The organism is Cellulomonas flavigena DSM 20109 (assembly GCF_000092865.1).
In the GTDB taxonomy this organism is placed as follows: domain Bacteria; phylum Actinomycetota; class Actinomycetes; order Actinomycetales; family Cellulomonadaceae; genus Cellulomonas; species Cellulomonas flavigena.
Map to the genome: position 1 here is coordinate 2,682,562 of NC_014151.1, position 22,561 is coordinate 2,705,122.

At 74.9% G+C, this 22,561-nt stretch carries 21 protein-coding genes; 13 read left to right on the top strand and 8 right to left on the bottom strand.

Going from position 1 to position 22,561, the window contains the following annotated elements:
* Positions 1-2 precede the first annotated feature (2 nt).
* Positions 3-3,944 carry an FtsK/SpoIIIE domain-containing protein gene (locus tag CFLA_RS12110; protein ID WP_043599021.1) on the top strand — a complete coding sequence of 1,314 codons (3,942 nt, stop codon included), beginning with the start codon at positions 3-5 and terminating at the stop codon, positions 3,942-3,944.
* Between the two features lie 5 nt (positions 3,945-3,949).
* Here the strand turns inward: CFLA_RS12110 and CFLA_RS12115 are convergent, their stop codons facing one another.
* Positions 3,950-4,417 (bottom strand): hypothetical protein, encoded by a 468-nt coding sequence (locus CFLA_RS12115; RefSeq protein WP_013117619.1) that lies wholly within the window; start codon positions 4,415-4,417, stop codon positions 3,950-3,952.
* Positions 4,418-4,951: 534 nt separating this feature from the next.
* Between CFLA_RS12115 and CFLA_RS12120 the strand changes: the two genes are divergently transcribed.
* Positions 4,952-5,200: a WhiB family transcriptional regulator gene (locus tag CFLA_RS12120; protein ID WP_013117620.1), complete on the top strand. Its 249-nt coding sequence runs from the start codon at positions 4,952-4,954 to the stop codon at positions 5,198-5,200.
* Positions 5,201-5,287: 87 nt separating this feature from the next.
* On the opposite strand, the gene CFLA_RS12125 is transcribed toward CFLA_RS12120, so the two are convergent.
* Complete coding sequence (locus CFLA_RS12125) at positions 5,288-6,769, bottom strand: sensor histidine kinase (protein WP_013117621.1); 1,482 nt, start codon at positions 6,767-6,769, stop codon at positions 5,288-5,290.
* Between the two features lie 118 nt (positions 6,770-6,887).
* Here CFLA_RS12125 and CFLA_RS12130 point away from each other — a divergent pair, with 118 nt between their 5' ends.
* The 7 genes from CFLA_RS12130 (at position 6,888) to CFLA_RS12160 (ending at position 14,342) form a co-directional block, all read left to right on the top strand.
* Positions 6,888-7,403: a DUF2505 domain-containing protein gene (locus CFLA_RS12130; protein WP_013117622.1), complete on the top strand. Its 516-nt coding sequence runs from the start codon at positions 6,888-6,890 to the stop codon at positions 7,401-7,403.
* Positions 7,404-7,805: 402 nt separating this feature from the next.
* Positions 7,806-9,107, top strand: coding sequence for an ABC transporter substrate-binding protein (locus CFLA_RS12135; protein ID WP_013117623.1), 1,302 nt, complete (start codon positions 7,806-7,808; stop codon positions 9,105-9,107).
* 95 nt (positions 9,108-9,202) lie between these two features.
* Positions 9,203-10,219 (top strand): carbohydrate ABC transporter permease, encoded by a 1,017-nt coding sequence (locus CFLA_RS12140; protein WP_013117624.1) that lies wholly within the window; start codon positions 9,203-9,205, stop codon positions 10,217-10,219.
* The gene (locus tag CFLA_RS12145; protein WP_013117625.1) at positions 10,216-11,124 is read left to right on the top strand and encodes a carbohydrate ABC transporter permease; all 909 of its coding nucleotides are present in this window, start codon (positions 10,216-10,218) and stop codon (positions 11,122-11,124) included. The genes CFLA_RS12140 and CFLA_RS12145 overlap by 4 nt, the downstream gene beginning before the upstream one ends.
* A 158-nt stretch (positions 11,125-11,282) precedes the next feature.
* Positions 11,283-12,323: a LacI family DNA-binding transcriptional regulator gene (locus CFLA_RS12150; RefSeq protein ID WP_013117626.1), complete on the top strand. Its 1,041-nt coding sequence runs from the start codon at positions 11,283-11,285 to the stop codon at positions 12,321-12,323.
* Positions 12,324-12,481: 158 nt separating this feature from the next.
* Positions 12,482-13,006 (top strand): hypothetical protein, encoded by a 525-nt coding sequence (locus tag CFLA_RS12155; RefSeq protein ID WP_013117627.1) that lies wholly within the window; start codon positions 12,482-12,484, stop codon positions 13,004-13,006.
* A gap of 52 nt (positions 13,007-13,058) precedes the next feature.
* Positions 13,059-14,342: a Glu/Leu/Phe/Val family dehydrogenase gene (locus CFLA_RS12160; RefSeq protein WP_013117628.1), complete on the top strand. Its 1,284-nt coding sequence runs from the start codon at positions 13,059-13,061 to the stop codon at positions 14,340-14,342.
* Positions 14,343-14,348: 6 nt separating this feature from the next.
* Here CFLA_RS12160 and CFLA_RS12165 read toward each other — a convergent pair whose 3' ends face one another.
* Genes CFLA_RS12165 through CFLA_RS12175 form a run of 3 tightly spaced genes read right to left on the bottom strand, consistent with a single transcriptional unit; the run spans position 14,349 to position 16,737 of the window.
* Complete coding sequence (locus CFLA_RS12165; RefSeq protein ID WP_013117629.1) at positions 14,349-14,765, bottom strand: META domain-containing protein; 417 nt, start codon at positions 14,763-14,765, stop codon at positions 14,349-14,351.
* Positions 14,766-14,790: 25 nt separating this feature from the next.
* Complete coding sequence (gene hemQ, locus CFLA_RS12170) at positions 14,791-15,507, bottom strand: hydrogen peroxide-dependent heme synthase (RefSeq protein WP_013117630.1); 717 nt, start codon at positions 15,505-15,507, stop codon at positions 14,791-14,793.
* A 48-nt stretch (positions 15,508-15,555) separates the two neighbouring features.
* The gene (locus CFLA_RS12175; RefSeq protein WP_013117631.1) at positions 15,556-16,737 is read right to left on the bottom strand and encodes a ferrochelatase; all 1,182 of its coding nucleotides are present in this window, start codon (positions 16,735-16,737) and stop codon (positions 15,556-15,558) included.
* Positions 16,738-16,939: 202 nt separating this feature from the next.
* Here CFLA_RS12175 and CFLA_RS12180 point away from each other — a divergent pair, with 202 nt between their 5' ends.
* Positions 16,940-17,812 carry a serine/threonine-protein kinase gene (locus tag CFLA_RS12180; RefSeq protein WP_013117632.1) on the top strand — a complete coding sequence of 291 codons (873 nt, stop codon included), beginning with the start codon at positions 16,940-16,942 and terminating at the stop codon, positions 17,810-17,812.
* Between the two features lie 48 nt (positions 17,813-17,860).
* On the opposite strand, the gene CFLA_RS12185 is transcribed toward CFLA_RS12180, so the two are convergent.
* Positions 17,861-18,406: a flavodoxin domain-containing protein gene (locus tag CFLA_RS12185; RefSeq protein WP_013117633.1), complete on the bottom strand. Its 546-nt coding sequence runs from the start codon at positions 18,404-18,406 to the stop codon at positions 17,861-17,863.
* Between the two features lie 103 nt (positions 18,407-18,509).
* Positions 18,510-19,001, bottom strand: coding sequence for a MarR family winged helix-turn-helix transcriptional regulator (locus CFLA_RS12190; protein WP_013117634.1), 492 nt, complete (start codon positions 18,999-19,001; stop codon positions 18,510-18,512).
* Positions 19,002-19,128: 127 nt separating this feature from the next.
* Between CFLA_RS12190 and CFLA_RS12195 the strand changes: the two genes are divergently transcribed.
* Positions 19,129-19,692 (top strand): NYN domain-containing protein, encoded by a 564-nt coding sequence (locus CFLA_RS12195; RefSeq protein WP_013117635.1) that lies wholly within the window; start codon positions 19,129-19,131, stop codon positions 19,690-19,692.
* Positions 19,693-19,758: 66 nt separating this feature from the next.
* On the opposite strand, the gene CFLA_RS12200 is transcribed toward CFLA_RS12195, so the two are convergent.
* The gene (locus tag CFLA_RS12200) at positions 19,759-20,550 is read right to left on the bottom strand and encodes an alpha/beta hydrolase (protein WP_013117636.1); all 792 of its coding nucleotides are present in this window, start codon (positions 20,548-20,550) and stop codon (positions 19,759-19,761) included.
* A 97-nt stretch (positions 20,551-20,647) separates the two neighbouring features.
* On the opposite strand from CFLA_RS12200, the gene CFLA_RS12205 reads away from it, so the two are divergent.
* Positions 20,648-21,094, top strand: coding sequence for an HIT family protein (locus CFLA_RS12205; protein WP_013117637.1), 447 nt, complete (start codon positions 20,648-20,650; stop codon positions 21,092-21,094).
* A gap of 178 nt (positions 21,095-21,272) precedes the next feature.
* Positions 21,273-22,553, top strand: a complete 1,281-nt coding sequence (nhaA, locus tag CFLA_RS12210; RefSeq protein ID WP_013117638.1) for a Na+/H+ antiporter NhaA — start codon at positions 21,273-21,275, stop codon at positions 22,551-22,553.
* Positions 22,554-22,561 lie beyond the last annotated feature (8 nt).

The following is a 22,561-nucleotide window of genomic DNA, read 5'->3' on the forward strand; positions in this document are numbered from 1 at the left end:
GGGTGCGCGTCACCCTCCCCCACCCCTCGCTGCGCGGCCGGCACCTCGACGTCGACGTCGCGCCCGGCCTGCCCGCAGGTGACCTCCGACGCCGGCTCGCTGTGCTGACCGGCGACGCCCGCTGGGCCCGCCCCGGCGCACGTCTCACGGTCAGCGGGCAGGTGCTCGACGACGACCACCCGGCCGGAGCGGCCCCGCTGCTGCCGGGCGCGCACCTGGCCGCGGACCCGGCACCGCACGCCGACGTCGAGGCCACCGCCCGCTGCGACGTGCACGTCGCCGTCCTCACCGGGCCCGGCGCCGGGCGGCTCGTGCCGCTCGCGGACGGCGCGCGCGTGCGCGTCCCGGTCACGCACGACGCCGCCCCCGGCACGACGGATCGCGACGGGTCGGCGCGCGTCCGGCAGACCGACCCCGTGACCGCCCACATCGAGGTCCGCCGCCGCGGCGCGCGCGTCACGGTGCGTGCGCGCGGCACGGGCGTGCCGGCCCGGCTACGTCCTGCACCCGGACGCGCCGGGCAGTCACGGCGCGAGCGCACCCTCCGACGCCGTCCGCGTACCTGGCCGGCGCACGCGGCGCTGCGGGTGCGGGGCACGACCCTGCAGCTGCGCGGCTGCGACGGCGCGCACCGACGCCCACGCGTCCCGCCGTGGGCCGCGGCGGGCGCGCCCGTGGCCGTGTCCGTCGCGCTGGCTGTCGCGCTCGCTGTCGCCCTGCGTCAGCCGCTCCTGCTGCTCACCGCCGTGACCGGCGTCGTCGGGCTCGTCGCGCTGCGCGGTGGACGGGCACCGGAGCCCGGCCCACCACCCGCGGACGCACCCGACGGGACGGACGGTCGACAGCTCCCGGGCCCGTCGGCAGGGGACGCGGTCACGCCGGGCGGCCCCGCGGGCCGGTCGCCGTCCGGTGCAGGGCGACGCGGCACCGACCCTCCGGAGGCGCCCCCGGGACCGGGCGGTCCCCCGGACGTCGCGGCACTGCGGCTCGCGACCTGGCGGCGGCTGCTGGACCTGGCCGGTGCGGTGCCCGGAGCCACCGGGCCGTGGCCGCCCGACGGCACGCTCGCGGTGACCGGTGCACGGGACGCCGCGCTCGGGGTCGCCCGCGCCCTTGCCCTGCGCACCCTGGGAGCGGGCACCCCGACGCGCCTGGTGGTGCGCACCGGCACACCGGACGACTGGCGCTGGACGCGGTGGTGGGACCCCGACCACGCCCTGCCCCCACCGGAGGAGGCGGACGTCCTCGTCGTCGCCGACGGCGCGGACGCCGCACTCGGCGCGTGGCGCCTCGGCACTCCCCACGCCCGCCTCCTGCTGGTGGTGCCACCCGGCTCGCGCGTGCCGGCGTGGGCCCGGTGGGTCGTGCCGGCGGGTCACGGGAGCACGCTCGACGCGGCCACGGGCGGGCCGCCGGAGTGCGTCGACCCGCACGTGGCCGACGCCCAGGGGCGGGCTGCTGCTGCCCTGGCCTGGGTGCTGCGTGCAGTCGGCGCGAACGGTGGCGGGACGGCGCACGCGTCGGTCCTCGGGGACCTGCCGGGCGTCCCGGCACCCGCAGCACCCGCCGTGGCGGATGCGTGGGCCGCACCGGGGCGCCGCGGTCTCGCGACACCCGTGGGGTCGGGCCGCGGCGGCCACCCCGTCGTCCTCGACCTCGTGCGCGACGGGCCGCACGTGCTCGTCGCCGGCACGACGGGCGCCGGCAAGTCCGAGCTGCTCACCACCGCCGTCCTCGGGCTCGCGCTCACGCACCCGCCGCGACGCCTCGCACTGCTGCTCGTCGACTTCAAGGGCGGCACGGGACTGGGGCCGCTCGCGGGACTGCCGCACGTCGTCGACCACGTGCACGACCTCGACGTCGCCGCGGCGCGGCGCACGCTCGCCGGCCTGCGGGCGGAGCTCCGGCGGCGCGAGCGCCTCCTCGCGGCCGCCGGGTGCACGGACGTCGCCGACCTCGACCCCGCGTCACCCACCACGCCGGCGCGGCTCCTGGTGGTCGTGGACGAGCTGCGCGCGCTGGTCGACGACCTGCCCGACGCGGCCGCGACGCTCGCGCGCCTCGCGGCGCAGGGCCGTGCGCTGGGCGTCCACCTCGTCCTCGCGACCCAGCGCCCTGCCGGCGCGGTGCCGGCGGACCTGCGCGCCAACGTCACTCTGCGGCTGGCGATGCGGGTGGCCGACGAGGAGGACTCCCGGGACGTCCTCGGCTGCCCCGACGCCGCGCACCTCGACCCCGCCGCACCGGGCGGCGCGCTGCTGCGTTCCGGGTCCGGCCCGGTCGTGTCCGTGCAGGTGGCACGCGCCCGGTACCGCCGGAACGCACCGCCTGTCCGTCTGCTCGCGTCCGTGCCGGTGCCCGGGGCCGTCGCCTGGCGCGCACCCGCGGTGGCCGACGACGACGTCGCGGCGTGGGTCGCCGCGTGCCGCGACGCCGCGCGCGACCTCGCCGGCCCTGGCGTCCCCTGGCAGCCCGCGCTGCCCGACCGCGTGGCCGCCGACGACGTCGCTCCCGCCGCGGACGGGACCGCGCTCCTGGTCGCGGTGGCCGACCTCCCCGACGAGCAACGCCGGGCGCCCCTGCGGTGGGGCGACGCGCACGGTCACCTGCTCGTCCTCGGCGGCCCGCGGTCCGGGCGCACGACGACGCTCTGCACGGTCGGGCTGCACGCCCTGCTCGGCGGTGCGCACGTGCACGCCGTCGGCCTGCCGGACGCAGCCGTGGCCGCGCTGCGCGCCCGGGCGGACCACCTCGTGGGCACGACCGCCGCACTCGACGACGTGCACCGGACCCTCCTGCTGATCGAGCGCCTCAGCACGACCGCCCGGCCCGCGGGCGCCCCCGCCGTGGTGCTCCTCGTCGACGGGCTCGACGACCTGCTCGAACGGCTCGCGGAGCACGCCCGGGGACGGGGCGCGGACCTCCTCGCCGGGCTGCTGCGGCGCCCCCCGGCCGGGGTGCGCGTCGCGGCGTCGGGACCGGTCGTGCCGGCGTCGACGCGCTGGGCGGGCGGCTGCGGCCTGCGCCTCGTGCTCCCCGTGGCCGACACCGCGCTCGACGCCCAGGCAGGCGTGCCGGTGGAGCTCGCGGGGCCCCGGAGGGTCGCGGGCCGCGCGGTGGCGTGCAGCACCGAGGGCGCGTGGACGTGCCAGGTGGTCCTGCCGTCCGACGCCCCGGCACCGCAGCGTCCACGTGCGCGTGGCGCGTCCGAGCCCGCGCCCGGCCATCAGCCGCTGCGGATCGGTGCGCTGCCCGAACGGTCGACCCCGCCGCTCACCACGACCCGGGCGCCGGCACCCGGGATCCTGCTCGGCGTCGGTGGCGACGGCCCGCACCCGGTGACGGTCGACCCCGGGCGCCCGCTCGTGGTGGCCGGGCCGCCCGGGTCCGGGCGCAGCACGGCGCTCGCCACGCTCGCCCGCGGGTGGCTCGAGGCCGGCCGGCGGGTGCTGGTGGTCACCGCCGACGAGCTACCGGGCCTGCCGGAGGACGCCGTCGCGGTGGCGCCGGCCGTCGCCCTCGCGCACCTGGACGACACCGGCGCGCGCACCTCCGACGGCACGCTCCGGCAGGCTCCGGGCGGGTCCGTCGTGCTCGCGGACGACGTGGACCTGCTCGAGCGCACGGCTCCGTCCCTCGCCGCGCGGCTCGAGCAGCTGCTCGACGAGCCGCCCGGCGCCGTCGTCGTGGGGGCGCTGACCACGACGACCGCGCACGCGGCCACCGGCTACCGCGGACCGGTGACCTCCGCGCTGCGCGGTCGGCAGGTCCTCGTGCTCGACGCGTACGGGCCCGCCGCTGCGGAGCTCCTGGGTCCGGGTGCGGCCGTGCACAGCGACCCGAGGGCACGCCCCCCCGGTCGTGGTGTGCTGCGCCGCGACCGCGCGCTCGTGCGCGTCCAGGTCCACGCGCCCGTCGACGGGGCGTCGCGCAGTGCCGCCTGAGTCCGCTAGGGCGCGGGGTCGCGCGTGCCGGTCGTCGCGGCCACGACGACCGGGCTCAGCACGGTGCCCGCGACCGCGACCGCGACGACGAGGGGCACGACCGCCCAGGGCCCTCCCCCGGCACCCCACCAGCCGACGGCGGTGACCACCACGAACACCTGCGCGGTGACGACCGGGGCGCGCCCCCACCGGCGCCCGGCCCAGAGCCCCCGCGCCGCGGCCGACAGCAGCGTCGCCGCGCCGAGCGCGACGGCGACCAGGAACAGGACCGGCCCGGCACCGCCGCCGGCGAGCGCCGGGACGAGCGCGACCAGACCGACGACGGCCGCCGCGACGAGCAGCACGGCCTCGAGGAGGACGAGGCCGCACGCGACGGCGAGCGCCCGCGGGCGCGGGGCGTCCGGCGGGACGGACGCGGGACCGGGTGCGGCGGGATCGGGAACCGGCAGGCGTCCGCCGGGCGTGCGGGACATGGCACGACCCTAGGCCGCGACCGGCGGCGGCGCGCACGCCCCGGCGTCGGACAGCCCGGGCACCGGGCCGAGCGACTGGCGACGCCACCGCCGCCAATACCAGAGTCGCGAGGTGGTCTCGACCACGTCTCGGCGCCGCGCTCGCGTGCGCCGTGCACACCCGGACGCGTGAGCCCGGTCACGCGCGCCGCGGGGCACGACCGCGCGACCACCCCGCCGGTGCCGGTGAGTCGCGCACGGCACAGCGATCTCCCAGGTCAGCGACCTACCGTGGCTGCGAGCCGCCTGACCTGGACGTTCGACCCAGGTCGCGGACACGCACCTGACGCGCTGGAGAGGAGGACTCGGGCAAACGTGGTGCCGATGTGATGAACGCCTCAGTCGTTACGAACATGAAACGTTGCCGTCACCCTTGTGCACCGTCCCGTCGGGTGTGACGCTTGTGCCAGCACGTTCCCCCACCCACTGATCCCATGCACTGTCGCGCGCGCTCCCGGCGAGCGTGCGCACGTGCGTGCGGCAAGGAGAAATCCCATGGATTGGCGTCACCGCGCAGCCTGCCTCGACGAGGACCCCGAGCTCTTCTTCCCCATCGGGAACACGGGTCCCGCGCTGCAGCAGATCGAGGAGGCCAAGGCCGTCTGCCGACGCTGCGACGTCGTCGACACGTGCCTCAAGTGGGCCATCGAGACCGGTCAGGACGCCGGCGTCTGGGGCGGCCTGTCCGAGGACGAGCGCCGCGCGCTCAAGCGCCGCACGGCGCGCCAGCGTCGCGCCGGCTGAGCACCGGTCACCCCAGCATCCCGCGGCGGACGACCGCCGACCCGACGGGGCCGCCGACCAGGCGGCCCCGTCGTCGTGTCCGGTGCGTCACGCGACGGTCGCCGCTTCCCTGCCCTGCCGCAGCTGCGCCTCGATGACCACGCACGTCCCGCCGCCCTCGCGGGCGTGCCACGCGATGGAGCCGCCGAGCTCGTTGCGCACCAGCGTCGAGACGATCTGCGTGCCCAGGCCCGTGCCCGCGCCCTTGCCCTCCGGCACGCCGACGCCGTCGTCCGCGACCTCGACGCGCAGCCGGTGCCCCTCGCGCTCGACGACGATCTCGACCGTGCCGCTCTCCCGGCCCGCCAGCCCGTGCTCGACCGCGTTCGTCACGAGCTCGGTGAGGACCAGCGCGAGCGCGGTCGCGTCCTCCGCAGGCACCGCCCCGAACGAGCCGCGCACGGTGGTGCGGACGTGCGCACCCGCCGTCGCGACGTCCGCCGCGAGCCGCAGGCTGCGCCCCACGAGATCGTCGAACGGCACGCTCTCGTCGAGCGTCTGCGACAGCGTCTCGTGCACGAGCGCGATCGTCGCGACGCGGCGCATCGCCTCGGCCAGCGCGTCGCGCGCCTCCGGCGAGGCCATGCGGCGCGACTGCAGCCGCAGCAGCGCGGCGACGGTCTGCAGGTTGTTCTTGACCCGGTGGTGGATCTCGCGGATCGTCGCGTCCTTCGTGATGAGCTCACGCTCACGCCGGCGCAGCTCCGAGACGTCGCGGCACAGCAGCACGGCCCCCGTCCGCTGACCGCGCTCGGTGAGCGGTACCGCTCGCAGCGAGAGCGCCACACCGCGCGCCTCGACGTCGACGCGCCACGGCGCCCGGCCCATCAGCACCAGCGGCATGGACTCGTCGACCGTCGCGTCCTGCTCGATGAGGTCGGCCGTCACCTCGATGAGCGACCGGCCGACGAGGTCCCCGAGCACCCCGAGACGGTGGAAGCACGACAGGGCGTTCGGGCTGGCGTACAGCACCTCGCCCTCGGCGTTGAGGCGCACGAGGCCGTCGCCGACGCGCGGGGCACCGCGGCGCGGGCCCGTCGGCGCGTCCGGTGCGGGGAACTCCCCGCGCGCGACCATGCCGATGAGGTCGTCCGCGGCCTCGACGTAGTTGAGCTCGAGCCGCGACGGCGTCCGGGCGCCACCGAGGTTCGTCTGCCGCGCGAGCACCGCGATGGACCGCCCGCCGCGGACGACCGGCACAGCCTCCTCGCGCACCGCGTACGAGCCGAACCAGCGCGGCTCGCGCGACCGTTGCGGCGCCTGCTCCTCGAGCGCCCTGCGGAGCTGGGAGACCTGCCCCTCGGGGGGCCGCGAGCCCACGACGTCGTCGTAGTGGACGGTCGCGCCCGTCGAGGGGCGGCACTGCGCGACGGCCATGAACTCCCCGTCGACGGTGGGGAGCCACAGCACGAGGTCGGCGAACGCCAGGTCGGAGACCACCTGCCAGTCGCCCACGAGCAGGTGCAGCCACTCCACGTCGGCGGGGTCGAGCGCTCCATGGCGCGTGACGAGGTCGCTCAGCGTGGACACCGGCCCAGCCTACGCAGCGGCGGATAGGCTCGAGGACGACGGGGCCACGCCACGCCCGCCCCGTCCCGGCCCGTGCGTCCGCCCGGGCCGCGGAGCGCACGGCCCCGGGAGGTCCGCGGTGGAGCTGCACGTGACCGTCGACCTGCCCACGGACGTCGACGGTGCGGCACGGCTGCTGGCGGACCCCGCGTACGTCCACGCCAAGGTGCGCGCGTCGGGCGCGCTCGAGCAGCAGGTCGACGTGACCGGCGACCCGACCGGCGCGTTCACGGTGACGACCCGCCGCGCGCTGCCGACGACCCAGATCCCCGCCCACCTCGCCGCGCTCGTCGGCGACCGGATCGACGTGCGGCAGGTCGAGGCCTGGGGCGCCCCGGCGAGCGACGGCGCACGCGCCGGCACGGTCGTCGTCGAGATCGCCGGCGCCCCCGTGCGGGTCACCGGCCGCACGTCCCTCGTCGCCACGGGGACGGGCGCGTCGCGCGTCACGTACGACGGTGAGGTGCGTGCCACGCTCCCGCTGTTCGCCGCCGCGGTGGAGGAGGCCGCAGGGACGGCGGTGCGGGCCGCGCTGCGCGAGGAGGGGGCCGTCGCGGCACGCTGGCTCGCGGACGGCGACGGCGCAGCGCACTGACCGCACGCCACGACGCGCCGCTCGCCCGCGGTGGGCGGCGGTCGCCGACCCCGACCGCGGAGGTCCGTCACCGGGTCCCCCGAACGTGGCACGGGCCGGACACACGGCCGTAACGATTGAATAACGTGGGAGGTGTGGGAAATCGCGCTGACCTGCATGAACACCCGCGTGGAACCGCTACCACCACCCTCCTGCGCGCACCTGTCCTTGACACCTGCCCATCTCCGGGACGAAGGTGTCCCGCAGTGCGTGGGAACGCTCCCGCGAGACGACTCGCGAAGCGCTCCGCGCCGGGGCCCGACAGCCCCAACGCGCGACGCCCACCCGACCGGCCACGGCGGGCGGGCGGCACGTGGACAAGGAGTACGGCGACGCAGCCGTCCGACTGACAAGGGAGTCATTGTGCGCAAGACCACACGCAAGGCGTGGGCGCTCGCAGCGGGTGTGACGAGCATTGCGCTCGTCGCGACCGCCTGCTCCTCGAGCGACGACCCGGGCGAGGGTGACGAGACCGCGGACGGCGGCAACATCACCCTCACGGTCGCCACCTTCAACGAGTTCGGCTACACGGACGAGATGTTCGACCGGTACGAGGCCGAGCACCCCGGCGTCACGATCGAGCAGAAGGTCGCCGCCACCTCGAACGAGGCGCGCGAGAACCTCAACACGCGTCTGGCGGCCGGCTCCGGCACCGCCGACATCGAGGCGATCGAGGTCGACTGGCTGCCCGAGCTCCTGCAGTACCCGGACTACTTCGAGGACCTGTCCTCCCCCGAGGTCGAGGGTCGCTGGCTCGACTGGAAGGTCCAGCAGGCCACGACGGCCGACGGCAAGCTCATCGGCTACGGCACGGACATCGGCCCGGAGGGCATCGCCTACCGCGCCGACCTGTTCCAGGCCGCCGGCCTGCCGGCCGACCGCGAGGCCGTCGCCGAGCTCTTCGGTGGCGAGAGCGCGACGTGGGAGAAGTTCTTCGAGGTGGGCAAGACCTACACCTCCGCGACGGGCAAGCCCTTCTTCGACTCCGCGGCCGCCATCTACCAGGGCATGGTCAACCAGGAGGAGGCGGCCTACGAGGACCCCGACTCGGGTGACGTCATCGCGCTGGAGAACCCGCGCGTCAAGGAGATGTACGAGCAGGTCACCACGGCCGCCGTGGGCGACAACCTGTCCGCCCACTTCGAGCAGTGGCAGCCGGACTGGCAGAACGCCTTCCAGAACGACGGCTTCGCCGTCATGCTGGCGCCGGGCTGGATGCTGGGCGTCATCGCGGGCAACGCGGCCGGCGTCACCGGCTGGGACCTCGCCGACGTGTTCCCCGGCGGTGCCGGCAACTGGGGCGGCTCGTTCCTCACGGTCCCGTCGCAGGGTGCCAACGTCGAGGCCGCCAAGGAGCTGGCCGCGTGGCTGACGGCCCCCGAGCAGCAGATCGAGGCGTTCCAGAACAAGGGCACGTTCCCGAGCCAGGTCGAGGCGCTCGAGTCGGACGAGATCAAGTCCGCCACCAACGAGTTCTTCAACAACGCTCCGGTCGGCGAGATCCTCGCCAACCGCGCGCAGGGCGTCGTGGTGCCCTTCAAGGGCCCGCAGTACTTCACCGTGCAGGACGCGATCAACAACGCGATCACGCAGGTGGACGTCAACGGTGCCGACGCGGCCGCCGAGTGGGCGACCTTCGAGGGCGTGGTCCAGGGTCTCGGCTGACCTGACCTGACCTGAACGCAACCGGGGCCGGGTCGGTGGTGACCGCCACCGACCCGGCCCCGGCCGCGTCGCCCCTGAGTCTTTCGGAGGACCCCATGGCCACCTCGACCACGCAGTCGCGCGCCGGACGCCGACTGCCTGACTCCCCGCGCACGCCGCGCCGTGTGGGCTTCAGCCAGAAGCTGAGCCGCTGGGACGTCAAGGTCTCGCCCTACCTGTACATCTCGCCCTTCTTCATCCTGTTCGGGCTCACCGGCCTGTTCCCGCTGGCCTACACCGCCTACGTGTCGGTGTACGACTGGCACCTGCTCGGTGGCCAGGGAGACTTCGTCGGCTTCGAGAACTTCGCCTTCGTCTTCCAGGAGCCGAACTTCTGGAAGGGCCTGCGCAACACCTTCAGCATCTTCCTGCTGTCGACGATCCCGCAGCTCATGGTCGCGATCGTCCTCGCCGCCCTGCTGGACGCGAACCTGCGGGCCAAGACGTTCTGGCGCATGGGGGTCCTCGTGCCCTACGTCATCGCCCCTGTCGCCGTCTCGCTGATCTTCGGCAAGATCTTCGCCGACCAGTCCGGTCTCGCGAACTCCATCCTCGGGACGTTCGGCGTCGAGCCGATCCGCTGGCACGGCTCCGTGCTCCCGTCGCACATGGCCGTCGCGACGATGGTCAACTTCAGGTGGACCGGGTACAACACCCTGATCCTGCTGGCCGCGATGCAGGCCGTCCCGCGCGAGCTCTACGAGGCCGCCGTGATCGACGGTGCCACACGCCTGCGCCAGTTCTTCTCCATCACCATCCCGCAGATCCGTCCGACCCTGATCTTCGTCGTCATCACGTCGACGATCGGTGGCCTGCAGATCTTCGACGAGCCGCGCCTGTTCGACCAGATCGGCCAGGGCGGTCCCGGGCGCCAGTGGATGACCGTCACCATGTACATCTACGAGCTCGGGTTCGGCAACCAGAAGAGCTTCGGTCGCGCCGCCGCCGTCGCCTGGGTGCTGTTCCTCATCATCCTCGCGGTCGGTCTGCTCAACTTCTGGCTGACGCAGCGCATCGCGTCCGACGCGACGCCGCAGGCTCGCAAGTCCCGACGGAAGAAGGTCAAGCGATGAGCGCGCCCTCGGTCCCCTACATCCGGCAGACCGCCGGCGCGCGAGCGGCCCGCGCCGCGAGCCGCTCCCGCGGCTACGGTTCGGACCGCCGGCCGGGCTGGGTCACGTACCTGCTGCTCGCCGTGTCCATCCTCGTGTTCGTCTCGCCGATCTACTACGCGTTCCTGCTGGCGAGCTCGGACTCCGCGACGATCGCGCAGAACCCCATCCCGTCGCTGATCCCGGACGGCAACTTCCTGGCGAACGCCGGCAAGGTGCTCAACGCCGACATCAACTTCTGGAAGGCCCTGACGAACTCCGTGATCGTCGCGGTCGTCACCTCGGTCTCCGTGGTGCTGTTCTCGACGCTCGCCGGCTTCTCGTTCGCCAAGCTGAACTTCCGTGGTCGCCGGGGCCTGCTGCTGTTCGTCATCGCCACGACGGCCGTGCCGACGCAGCTGGGCATCGTCCCCCTGTTCATCGTCATGGCGGAGCTCGGCTGGCTCGGCAAGCTCGTGGCGGTCATCGTGCCCGGCCTCGTGACCGCGTTCGGCGTCTTCTGGATGACGCAGTACCTGGAGTCGGCGCTCCCCTACGAGCTCATCGAGGCGGCCCGTGTCGACGGGGCGTCGATGATCCGGACGTTCACGAGCATCGCGCTGCCTGCCGCGCGTCCCGCCGCCGTCATGCTCGGGCTGTTCGCGTTCGTCGGGTCGTGGACGAACTTCTTCTGGCCGTTCATCGTGCTCGGCTCGACGAACCCGACCCTCCCGGTCGCGCTGCAGCTCCTGCAGGCGTCCTACTTCAAGGACCTGTCGCTCATCATGGCCGGCGTCGTGCTGTCCGCGATCCCGCTGCTCGTGCTGTTCGTGGTCGCCGGCCGCCAGCTCGTCGCCGGCATCATGGCGGGCGCCGTCAAGGGCTGACCGGCCCGTCGTGCCTGGTCGGGCGCCCGCCACGCGGGCGCCCGACCGCGGGTCCACCGCGCGTCCCGCAGGTAGCCTCACGCTCGTGCGGTGAGCTGACCGTGGCCACAGTGAACGATGACGCTGCCCGAGAGCAGCCACAGAGGGGATGACCAACGGTGGTCGACAACTTCTCGACGCGTACGGACCAGTCGCGGCCCGCCGCGCCCACACTCGAGCAGGTCGCCGAGCGTGCCGGCGTCTCGCGCTCGACGGCGTCACGCGCCATCAACGGCGGTCTGCGCGTGTCGCCCGAGGCCCTGTCCGCGGTCGAGGCCGCTGTCGCCGACCTCGGGTACACGCCCAACCGCGCCGCCCGCTCGCTGGTCACGCGACGCACCGACTCGATCGCGCTCGTGGTGCCCGAGCCCGACGAGCGCGTGCTGTCCGACCCCTTCTTCGCCGGCACGCTCAACGGTCTGAGCACGTCGCTGGCCGACTCCGACATCCAGGTGGTGCTCGTCATCGCGCGCCCCGGGGAGTCGGAGCGCACGATCCGCTACCTGCGCAACGGACACGTCGACGGTGCGATCGTCGTCTCCCACCACCGGGACGACGAGCTCGACCGCGCCCTGCTGTCGTCGCGGGTTCCGAACGTCTTCGTCGGGCGCCCGCTGTCCGCCTCCGACGAGGACGTGCAGTACGTCGACACCGACAACACCGAGGGCGGGCGACTGGCGACCCAGCACCTCATCGACCGCGGCTGTCGCCGCATCGCGACGATCGCCGGCCCCCAGGACATGTCCGCCGGGATCGACCGCCTCGCCGGGTGGCGGCAGGCGATGGATGCCTCCGGTCTGGACCAGTCCGCCGTGGTGCACGGCGACTTCACGATCACCTCGGGCGCGCACGCCGCGCGCGACCTGCTCACGCGCTTCCCGGACGTCGACGGCATCTTCATCGCCTCCGACCTCATGGCGACCGGCGCCCTGGGGGTCCTCGCAGAGCTCGGGCGCGACGTGCCGGACGACGTGGCGGTCGTCGGGTACGACAACCTGGGGGTCGCCGCGTCGACCACGCCTCCGTTGACGAGCGTCATCCAGCCGGTGGTCGCGATGGCGCGCGCGGCCGGTGCGCGGCTCCTCGACCAGCTCCACGGCGCTCCCACGGCGGAGCCGCTGATCTTCGCCCCCGAGCTGGTGGTGCGGGCCTCGGCGTGAGCCGCTGATATCGGCTGCGGGAGCGAAACAGTTCGCTCTGACCGCGGTGTCAGGCACGGTTGACAGGCTGCGCCGTCCACGCCAGGGTGGGTGCCGGCGCCGCACAACGGAGTGCGGCGCTCCCGCCCGCGACGTTGGCGGACGCCGAGAGGAGAGCCGTGCTCCGCAGTATGCGCGCCGACCTGGACCCGTCCCCTGCACCGACCCGGCGCGCCCGGCTCCAGAGCGAGCGTCGACTGCGCTCGCGCCGACGGACGACGGCGGTCGTCGCGACGATGGCACTCCTCGCGAGCGCGCTGCCGAGCGCCGCCGCGGCGGGCGGCACCACCGGACGGACGGCGGACGACACCCCGGGTGGCGCGCCGGAGGTCGTGGCCGAGAACGGCGGAGTCGTCGCCCTCGACGGCGGCGGGGCGCTGCCCCTCCCCGACGACCGGGGGGCCGTGCGCGCGCTGGCGACCGTCGAGGACGCGGACGCCTGGTGCGCCCACCTGTCGTCGTACTACCTCGCGTTCCCGTCGCCGTGGTCCGCCCGCGTCATCAACTGCCGTTCGAGCGACCTCTTCGTCGCACCGGTGTACTCGGACGCGTCTCTCGGCATGTGCGTGCTCGTCCCCGCACGGCACAGCCGTCACCTCGGCGGCAACGTGACCCGGTGGGTGACCGACATCCGGTTGTGCTGACGCCTGCGCGGCGGACGGGTAGGACGCGCGATCCCGTGCCAGGGTGAAGGGCATGGTCGCCGACGACTCCCCCGCCCCCGCCCACCTCGAGCCCGGCGCCGCTCCGCTGGCCACCGCTCAGGCCCAGCTCGCGCGCGCCGTCGAGATCCTCGGCTACGACAGCGATCTGCACGAGGTCCTCGCCACCCCGCGGCGGGAGCTGCGCGTCGCGGTGCCCCTGCGCCGTGACGACGGGCGCGTGCAGGTGTTCACCGGCTACCGCGTGCAGCACAACATCTCGCGCGGGCCCGGCAAGGGCGGTCTGCGCTACGCGCCCGGCGTCGACCTCGACGAGGTCCGCGCGCTCGCGATGTGGATGACCTGGAAGTGCGCGGTCGTCGACGTGCCGTACGGCGGGGCCAAGGGCGGCGTCACGATCGACCCGCACGCGCACTCGTCCGCCGAGCTCGAGCGGGTCACGCGGCGCTACACGAGCGAGATCATGCCGATCATCGGCCCGGAGCGCGACATCATGGCGCCCGACATCGGCACGAACGAGCAGACCATGGCCTGGGTCATGGACACCTACTCGGTCAACCGCGGCTTCACCATCCCCGCGGTGACCACGGGCAAGCCGTTGGCCGTCGGGGGCTCCCTCGGCCGCCCGACGGCGACCTCGCAGGGTGTGGTGCACGCCGCGGGCGCCGCGCTGCGCGAGGACGGGGTCGAGCTCGCCGAGGTCACCGCCGCGGTGCAGGGGTTCGGCAAGGTCGGCTCGCACGCCGCGCGGCTGCTGCACGAGTCCGGCACGCGGGTCGTGGCGGTCAGCGACGAGCACGGGGGCGTGCGCCGCGACGGCGGACTCGACCTGCCGGCGCTCCTCGAGCACGTCGCCGCCACGGGCTCGGTCACGGGCTTCGCCGACGCGGACCCGGTGAGCAACGCCGAGCTGCTCGCGCTCGACGTCGACGTGCTGGTGCCGGCCGCGGTCGAGGGCGTGCTCGACGGTGAGGCGGCACAGCGCGTCAAGGCGCGCTGGGTCGTCGAAGGCGCGAACGGGCCGACGACGAGCGAGGGCGACCGCGTCCTCGCCGAGCGCGGCGTCGTGGTCGTGCCGGACATCCTCGCCAACGCCGGCGGCGTCGTCGTCAGCTACTTCGAGTGGGTGCAGGCGAACCAGGCCTACTGGTGGACCGAGGGTGAGATCGCCGAGCGACTCGAGCGGCGGATGCTCGCGAGCCACGCGGCGGTGTCCGCGCTCGCGCGCGCGGAGTCGGTCACGCTGCGCGAGGCGGCGATGACCATCGGCGTGCGGCGGGTCGCGGAGGCGCACCTCATCCGAGGGCTCTACCCCTGACGTGCGTCACGCGGCGGCGCGCACGAGGGTGAGCGCGCGCCCGGCTCGCGTCCGCAGCGTGAACGCGTCGCCGTCCGGCGTCACGGAGCCACCGTCCTGCAGGACACCCAGCACCGCCCGCTCGGTCGCGGTGGCCTGCGTCGGCCCGGCCATGAGCGTCGCGACGACGGGTCCGAACGTCAGGTCCCCGCCCTCCAGCCGCCACGTGCCGCGCACCCGGTTGACGCCGGCGTGACCGAACACGACGCCGTCGCCCTCGAACGTGAGCCACGGCGCTCCGTGCAGGCCGTCGGCAGGCGGCGTGCCGTCGACGCCGGTGACGCGCCAGGTCCCGTGGAGCCACGGCGCGTCGGGGACGGCACCGCCGGCGTCACCGCCCGCGGGGACGTCGGTGCTCGAGGTCGGCTGCTCGTCGTCGCGCATGCTCGATCATGGCACCGCCGCAGGCTCAGGCGCGCGGGAGGCGGTCCACCCACGTCGTCAGGTCGACGCGCGGGCCGGTGTAGAACGGCACCTCCTCGCGCACGTGCAGGCGCGCCTGCGTCGCACGCAGGTCACGCATGAGGTCGACGATGCGGTGCAGCTCGGTCGCCTCGAACGCCAGCACCCACTCGTAGTCCCCGAGCGCGAAGGACGCGACGGTGTTGGCGCGCACGTCGACGTAGTCGCGCGCAGCCGCGCCGTGCTCGTGCAGCATGCGCCGGCGGTCCTCGTCGGGGAGCACGTACCAGTCGTACGAGCGCACGAAGGGGTAGACGCACAGGTAGTCGCCCGCGGGCTCGCCCGCCAGGAACGCGGGCACGTGCGCGCGGTTGAACTCCGCGGGCCGGTGCAGCCCGACCACCGACCAGACGGGCGTGAGGACCTCGCCCAGCGCGCTGGCCCGCAGGCGGTGGTAGGCACCCTGGACCTGCTCGACGGACTCGGCGTGCCACCACACCATGAGATCGGCGTCGGCGCGCAGACCCGCGACGTCGTACCAGCCGCGCACGACGAGGTCGTCGTCGGCCGCCACCGCGCGCAGTGCGTCGGCGGCCACCTCGGCGCGGGCGTCCGCGTCGGCCGGCACGGGCCCGTCGACGGCGAACACCGACCACATCGTGTAGCGGACGGTGGCGTTGAGCGCCTCGGTGTCAGGTGCGGGCGTGGTGGGGTGGGTGCTCACGAAGGCTCCGTCGGCAGGTGGGTCGGGTCCGGCAGGTGGGGTGGGGCGTCAGGACCAGGGGTCGGTCGAGCAGGCTGCGGGGCGGCCGGAGTCGACGCCGTCGCGCATGCGGCAGCACCCCGGGACGCAGACCGACCGGAACGCCGGCAGGTCGCCGACGGTCTGCTCGGGGGGCCGCGGCGCGCCGGCGTCGTCCGCACGCGCGATCGCCGCCCGCTCGAGGAGCAGGTCGACGAGACCGCGGACGAACGGCTCGCGCACTCCCACCGAGTCGGCGCGCACGGCGGTCATGCCCAGTCCGCGCGCGGTCTCCAGCGCCTCGGTGTCGAGGTCGAACGCGACCTCCATGTGGTCCGAGACGAACCCGATCGGCGACAGCACCACGGACGTCGTACCCGCGGCCGCGAGCGCCTCGAGGTGGTCGTTCACGTCGGGCTCGAGCCACGGCTGGCTCGGCGGACCCGACCTCGAGCAGTAGGCGAGATCCCACTCGACCGCGTGACCGAGCCGCTCGGACGCGGCCGCGGCCACCGTGCGCGCGACGTCGAGGTGCTGGTCCTGGTACGACGCGCCGGCGACCTGGGACGCGTCCTGCATCGTGTCGGGGATCGAGTGCGTGACGAACACGAGGCGCGGCCACGCCGTGCCCGCGGGCAGCGCGCCGAACGCCTCGACGACGGCGTCGACGTTGGCCTGCACGAAGCCGGGGTGGTTGAAGTACGAGCGCACCTTGTCGACGACGAGCGGCGCACCGTCCGCGCCCTCCTCATCGAGGGCCGTCCAGAGGTTCTCGCGGTACTGCCGGCACCCGGAGTACGAGGAGTAGGCCGACGTCACGAGGGCCACCAGACGGTGCGCCCCCCGCGCGCGCGCCTCGGCGAGCGCGTCACGCGTGTACGGCGCCCAGTTGCGGTTGCCCCACACGACCGGGACGTCGAGCCCGCGGCGCCGCAGCTCGTCCTCGAGGGCCTGCCGCAGCGCGAGGTTCTGCGCGTTGATGGGGCTGCGCCCGCCGAAGTGGTGGTAGTGCTCGGCGACCTCCGCGAGCCGCTCGTCGGGGATGTTCTTGCCGGCGGTGACGTTGCGCAGGAACGGCAGGACGTCGTCGGGGCCGTCGGGCCCGCCGAAGGAGAAGAGCAGCACGGCGTCGTACGGCGCGAGCCCGGTCGCGTCGGCCGACGGGTCGGTGGACGGTGCGGTCACAGGAGGCGTAGGCACGCATCCGATCATCCCACCGCCGCTCGGTGCCGCCCTCCCGGCCGCGGCCGTGGCGACGTGACGTTGTCGCGACACGGTGTCACCTCCTGGTGCGCGTCGAGCGTTCACCCGTTCGGTCGCCTCCGGGTGCGACGCCGAGGTGCCCGCTCTACCGTCGTCGTGGCGCGACCCCGCGCCACGACCGTGAGCAACCGAGCCGACGGAGGAGCGAGCCGTGACGCGTGCGGGACGGCACGCGGCGCCCGAGCTGGCGCGCCGCTACGTGCTCGGCGAACGCCTCGGTGAGGGCGGGTCGGCGCAGGTGCTCCGTGCGGTCGACACCCGCCTGGACCGGCCGGTCGCGATCAAGCTGTTCCGGCTGGCGGACGCCGACAGCGAGCAGGTCCGGCGCTACGCGCAGGAGGCGCGCGTCCTGGCCGAGCTCTCCCACCCCTCGCTCGTGGCACTGCTCGACGTGGGTGCGGACGTGGTGCCCGGCACCGGCCCCGTGGCTTTCCTCGTCATGGAGCTCGTCGAGGGCCGCACGCTGCGCGAGATCGTCGCCGACGGTCCGCTGGACTGCGCGACGACCGCCGACGTGGGGTACCAGCTCGCCCAGGGGCTGGCGCACGCGCACCGCGCGGGCGTGGTGCACCGCGACGTGAAGCCGTCGAACGTGCTCGTGGCGGACACGATCCCCGCGTCCGGCCGGCGCGACGCCCCCACGCTGCCGGTGGTGCTGGCGGACTTCGGCATCGCGGCCTCCGAGACCGCCGCCCCGTCGGACGGGCGCGCGACCGCGAGCTACCAGAGTCCCGAGCAGGCGCTCGGCGAGCAGTCGGGGCCCGCGAGCGACGTCTACTCCCTCGGCCTCGTGCTGCTCGAGTGCCTGACCGGTCGGCGCGCGTACCCGGGCGACCCGCTGACCTCCTCGCTCGCGCGCCTGCTGCACGGGCCGCAGATCGCGGACGACCTCGATCCGGACGTCGCCGCGCTGCTGCGGGCGATGACGCGCACGGACGCCACGCAACGCCCGACGATGGTCGCGGTCGCCGCGGAGCTGCGCGGCCTGCGGCGTGCGCGTCCGCGCCCGGTCCGCGTCGGCTGACCCTCGGGTCGACGCGCGCGCCGCCCGAGGGTCACGGGGTGCCGCGTGTCAGGCGTGCCGCGCGGCCACCACAGGACGCTGCGCCACCTGCGTCACCGGCGGCGCGTCCGAGGCCAGCGCGTCCGCGATCTCGTCGGCCCAGGCGGCGACCGCGGCCATGTCGCGGTGGTCGCCCTCGCGGGCACGCCCGCCGGCGATGATCGCGCGCTCGGTGAACGACAGCACCGAGCGGTCGAGCCGGCCCCGGAAGCTGCGGTGCGCGCGCGAGCCGATGCGCTCGCGCAGCGCGGCGACCTCGAGCGGCGAGTTCGCCGAGTTGGCCGGCTGCGTGGCGAGGCCCGACGAGAACGTCCACACGCGGCGCGCGCGCAGCTCGTCCGCGTGGCGGTCGGCGAAGTCGCGGGCGGTGGGCAGCCAGTGCGCCGTGTAGACGGCGGAGCCGAGCACGACCGCGTCGTGGTCGGCGACCGTGGTCACGTCCTCGGGCGCGCACTGGTCGACGACGTGGCCGCGCTCGCGCAGCCGTGCCGCGATCACCTCGCCGATCTCCCACGTGCCCTGGTGCCGCGACGCCACCGTCAGCAGGATGCGCATCGGTCCTCCTCGCCCTCCCGGCGGGCCGGGTGCCCTCCGCCGGACCATCGTCACCCGCGTGTCGCGGCGGTGTCGTGGGCCGGAGGTCCCCGTGACGCAGCACTCAGACGTCGCCCGACGTGCCGTCCGTGAGACCCACCGGATCGGGCAGGTGCGCCTGGGCGAGCCGCAGCCGGTCGCACAGCCGCTCGAGGGTCGCGAGCTCCTCGGCGTCGAGCGCACCACCCACCAGCGCGTCGATCGACCGCGCGTGCCGCCGCCCGATCTCCCGCTGGAGCCGCAGGCCCTCGGCCGTGAGGTGCACGGCCTTGCCACGCCGGTCGCCCTCGACGGGTCCGCGGCGCACGAGCCCGTCCGCCTCGAGCCGGTCGACGAGCCGCGACAGGCTGGGCTGGGTGAGCAGGCTGGAGTCGGCGAGCTCGCGCAGGCGCTGCGCGCGCCCGGGCGCGCGCGACAGCGTGTAGAGCACGTCGTACTCGCGCAGGCTCAGGCTCCCCCACACGTCGTGGCGGGCGAACCGGCGCACGAGCGTGACCTGCGCCCGGAACAGCGCCTCCCACGCGGCGACGGACGCCCGGACGTCGTGCTCGGACACCGGAACCCCTTTCCGTCGCCGCTCGACGACCCGCGCCCGATCATGTCACCACGGCCCGGCGGGCACCGCGCGACCGGCCCGCCGCGCCTCCTGCCGGCGCGCCGCCCCGCGCGTCTACGCTGGGACGATGAGCGAGACGGGCACCACGTACCTGCTGGTCGACGGGGAGAACATCGACGCGACGCTCGGGTCGTCGATCCTCGGCGGGCGCCCCACACCGGAGCAGCGCCCGCGCTGGGAGCGCGTGCTGACGTTCGCGCAGCAGGCGTGGGGCCAGCCGGTGAAGGCGCTGTTCTTCCTCAACGCGTCGAACGGCACGCTGCCGATGTCGTTCGTGCAGGCGCTGACCGCGATCGGGTTCGTGCCGATCCCGCTGTCCGGCGAGTCGTACGAGAAGGTCGTCGACATCGGCATCAAGCGCACGCTCGAGGCCATCGCGGACCGTGACGGCGACGTGCTGCTCGCCAGCCACGACGGCGACTTCGCGCCCGAGGTCGCGCAGCTCGTCGACGCGGGACGCCAGGTGGGCCTGCTCGCGTTCCGCGAGTTCACGAGCCAGTCGCTCGCGGGGCTGACGGCACGCGGGCTGAGGACGTTCGACCTCGAGACCGACGTCGCGGCGTTCAACGTGCAGCTCCCGCGCCTGCGGATCATCCCGCTCGAGGAGTTCGACCCGCTGCGCTACCTGTGACCCCTGCGGCGCGCACGAGGGCCGCGCCGGGTGTCCCGGCGCGGCCCTCGTGCGGGGTCGGGTACGTCAGGCGCCGAACCCGGCCGCGAGCGCGTCGTCGATGACGTTGCGCACGTGGTCGGCGTGGTAGCTGTCGGGGCCCATGAACTCGATGCCGTGCAGCGTGCCGGAGACCTGGGTGACGACCGAGGTCATGTCGTTGCGGGGCACGAGCGCGCTGTCGGTCGCGGGCACCTGGGGGTCGTCGGTCGAGGAGAACACCTGCAGCGGGCCGGTGAACTCGTTGGCCTCGGCGCGCGCGTCGACCTCGCCGAGCTGCGCCGGCGGGCTGAGGGCGACGACCGCGACGGCGTCGAGGTCGTCGGCGAGCCCGGCGGCGAGCGTGCCGCCGGCGGACGCCCCGACGAACGCGACGCGCTGGGCACCGGTCGCCTTGAGGACGTCGAGCGCGGCGCGGAAGCCGACCTCGCCGTCGGCGCCCCAGTCGTAGGTGGCGACGAGGTAGCCGGCGCCGGCGAGCCGCACGAGCTCGTCGGCCCACTGGCACACGTCGCCGTCGACCTGCGGCGCGTACAGCACGCCCCGGTCGCCGGAGCCGGCCCAGGCGACGGACGCGGACGCGTCACCACCGCCGACGGTGGCGTAGGCGATGCCGTCGCTGAGGCACTCGGGGGCCTCCGCCTGGACCATCTCGACGGGAGCCTTGTCGAGCATCGTGGGGGTGGGGCCGACCTCGGGCGGCGTGACGGGCGGCTCGGTGCCGGCCGAGCACGCGCTGAGCAGACCGAGCGTGAGGACGGCCGCGACGGCCCTCGCGCGTGTGGACGTCGGACGGGGGGTGACGGGTAGCAGACGCACAGAGGATTCCTAGGCGGTGGAGGCCGCAGGGACAAGCGATCTGACCGGCATAAACGTTTCAGCCGTCCTGTGGGTGACGACGCGCTAGCGTGTGCGCATGCCGACGCTGTTCACCCGCATCATCGACGGCGAGATCCCCGGCCGCTTCGTCTGGGCCGACGACCAGGCCGTCGCCCTGCTGACCATCGCGCCCATCACCACGGGCCACGCGCTCGTCGTGCCGCGCCAGGAGATCGAGCAGCTCACCGACGCGCCCGACGACCTGCTGGCGCACCTCACGTCCGTCGCGAAGACGGTCGGACTCGCGCAGCGTGCCGCGTGGGGCGCACCCCGTGCCGCGCTGCTCGTCGCGGGGTTCGAGATCCCGCACCTGCACCTGCACGTGCTGCCGGCGTGGGACGAGTCGAACCTGTCGTTCGCGCACGCCCGCCAGGACGAGCCCGCCGCCGACCTCGACGCGGCGGCCCAGCGGCTGCGCGGCGCGCTGCGCACCGCCGGGCACGGCGCGCACGTCCCTGCCGACATGTCCTCCCCCGCGCTGTGAGCCCGGCGCCCCACCCCGTGACCCCGCCGACGCGTGCGGTGCGCTCCCGGGGGACGCGCTGAGCCGGCCGGGCGTCCGCGCCGCGCTGCGCGAGCGCGTCCTGCGCAAGCGCGAGCACCTGTCCGGCACCGCGCCGGCCCTGCGGCGGTTCCTCGCCACCGAGGCCGGCAGCGCCGTCGTGCTGCTGGGCGCCACCGTCGTCGCGCTCGCCTGGGCGAACTCGCCGTGGCGCGACGCCTACACCGCCCTGTGGCACACCCCGGCCGGCGTGTACGTGGGCGGCGCAGGCCTCGAGCTCGACCTGCAGCACTGGGTCAACGACCTCGCGATGGCCGTGTTCTTCACCGTCGTCGGGCTCGAGATCAACCGCGAGCTCACGCGCGGCGAGCTGCGCGACCCCCGCGCGGTAGCCGTGCCCGCACTGGGTGCGGTGGGCGGGCTGCTCGTGCCCGTGCTCGTCTTCCTGGCGTTCAACGCGGGCACCGACGCAGCGCACGGGTGGGGCGTGGTCATGTCGACCGACACCGCGTTCCTCGTCGGTGTCCTCGCGCTGTTCGGCCCGCGCTGCCCGGACCGGCTGCGGCTGTTCCTGCTGACCCTGGCGATCGTCGACGACATCGGCGCGATCGCCGCCATGGCGGTGTTCTACACGGACGACGTCGACGTGCGGGCGCTCGGTGCGGCGGGCGTGCTCGTCGTGCTGCTCGTCGTGCTGCGACGCCGCGGCGTGTGGCGGCTCGCTCCGTACGTGGCCGTGGGGCTCGCCCTGTGGGTCGCTGTGCTCGCCTCCGGCGTGCACGCGACGATCGCGGGTGTGCTCGTGGGGCTGCTCGTGCCGACCGCCGTGCCGCACGAGCGGCGGCGCCGGGCGGTGGCCGTGCACGCGCGCCGCTTCCTGTCGGAAGGTGGCGCCGACCGCGAGCACCTCACCGAGGTGGCCGGGCGCGCGGCGGTGCCGACCGGTGACCGGCTGCAGCGCGCGCTGCACCCGTGGAGCGCCTACGTCGTCGTGCCGCTGTTCGGCCTCGCCAACGCCGGCGTCCGGCTCGACCCGCAGACGCTCGCCGACGCGTTCTCCTCGCGCCTGACGATCGGCGTGGCCGTGGCCCTCGTCGCCGGCAACGCCCTGGGGATCACCGGTGCCGCGACCCTCGCCCTCCGCCTGGACCTCGGCGACCTGCCCGGCCGCGTGCGCTGGGGGCACCTCATGAGCGGCGCGGTCCTGGCGGGGATCGGTTTCACCATCTCGCTGTTCATCGCGCAGCTCGCGTTCGACGACCCGGTGCACCTCGAGCGCGCCAAGATCGGGGTCCTCGCGGGCTCCCTGGTCGCGGCCGTCGCGGGGTCCGTCCTGCTGCGGTGGCTCGGTGAGCGGCTGCCGCTGTGCACGCCCCCGCGCCTGCCCCCGACGCTGCCGCCGCTGCCGTGGCGGGGGCCGGGCGCGCGCGCGTCCGGCTGACGCCCACG

Coding starts and splice junctions, on each gene's coding strand:
- CFLA_RS12115 (WP_013117619.1), bottom strand. CDS start 4,417: ATGTCCCGCACGCCCGGCGGACGCCTGCCGGTTCCCGATCCCGCCGCA.
- CFLA_RS12120 (WP_013117620.1), top strand. CDS start 4,952: ATGGATTGGCGTCACCGCGCAGCCTGCCTCGACGAGGACCCCGAGCTC.
- CFLA_RS12140 (WP_013117624.1), top strand. CDS start 9,203: ATGGCCACCTCGACCACGCAGTCGCGCGCCGGACGCCGACTGCCTGAC.
- CFLA_RS12145 (WP_013117625.1), top strand. CDS start 10,216: ATGAGCGCGCCCTCGGTCCCCTACATCCGGCAGACCGCCGGCGCGCGA.
- CFLA_RS12160 (WP_013117628.1), top strand. CDS start 13,059: ATGGTCGCCGACGACTCCCCCGCCCCCGCCCACCTCGAGCCCGGCGCC.
- CFLA_RS12165 (WP_013117629.1), bottom strand. CDS start 14,765: ATGCGCGACGACGAGCAGCCGACCTCGAGCACCGACGTCCCCGCGGGC.
- CFLA_RS12175 (WP_013117631.1), bottom strand. CDS start 16,737: ATGATCGGATGCGTGCCTACGCCTCCTGTGACCGCACCGTCCACCGAC.
- CFLA_RS12185 (WP_013117633.1), bottom strand. CDS start 18,406: ATGCGCATCCTGCTGACGGTGGCGTCGCGGCACCAGGGCACGTGGGAG.
- CFLA_RS12195 (WP_013117635.1), top strand. CDS start 19,129: ATGAGCGAGACGGGCACCACGTACCTGCTGGTCGACGGGGAGAACATC.
- CFLA_RS12205 (WP_013117637.1), top strand. CDS start 20,648: ATGCCGACGCTGTTCACCCGCATCATCGACGGCGAGATCCCCGGCCGC.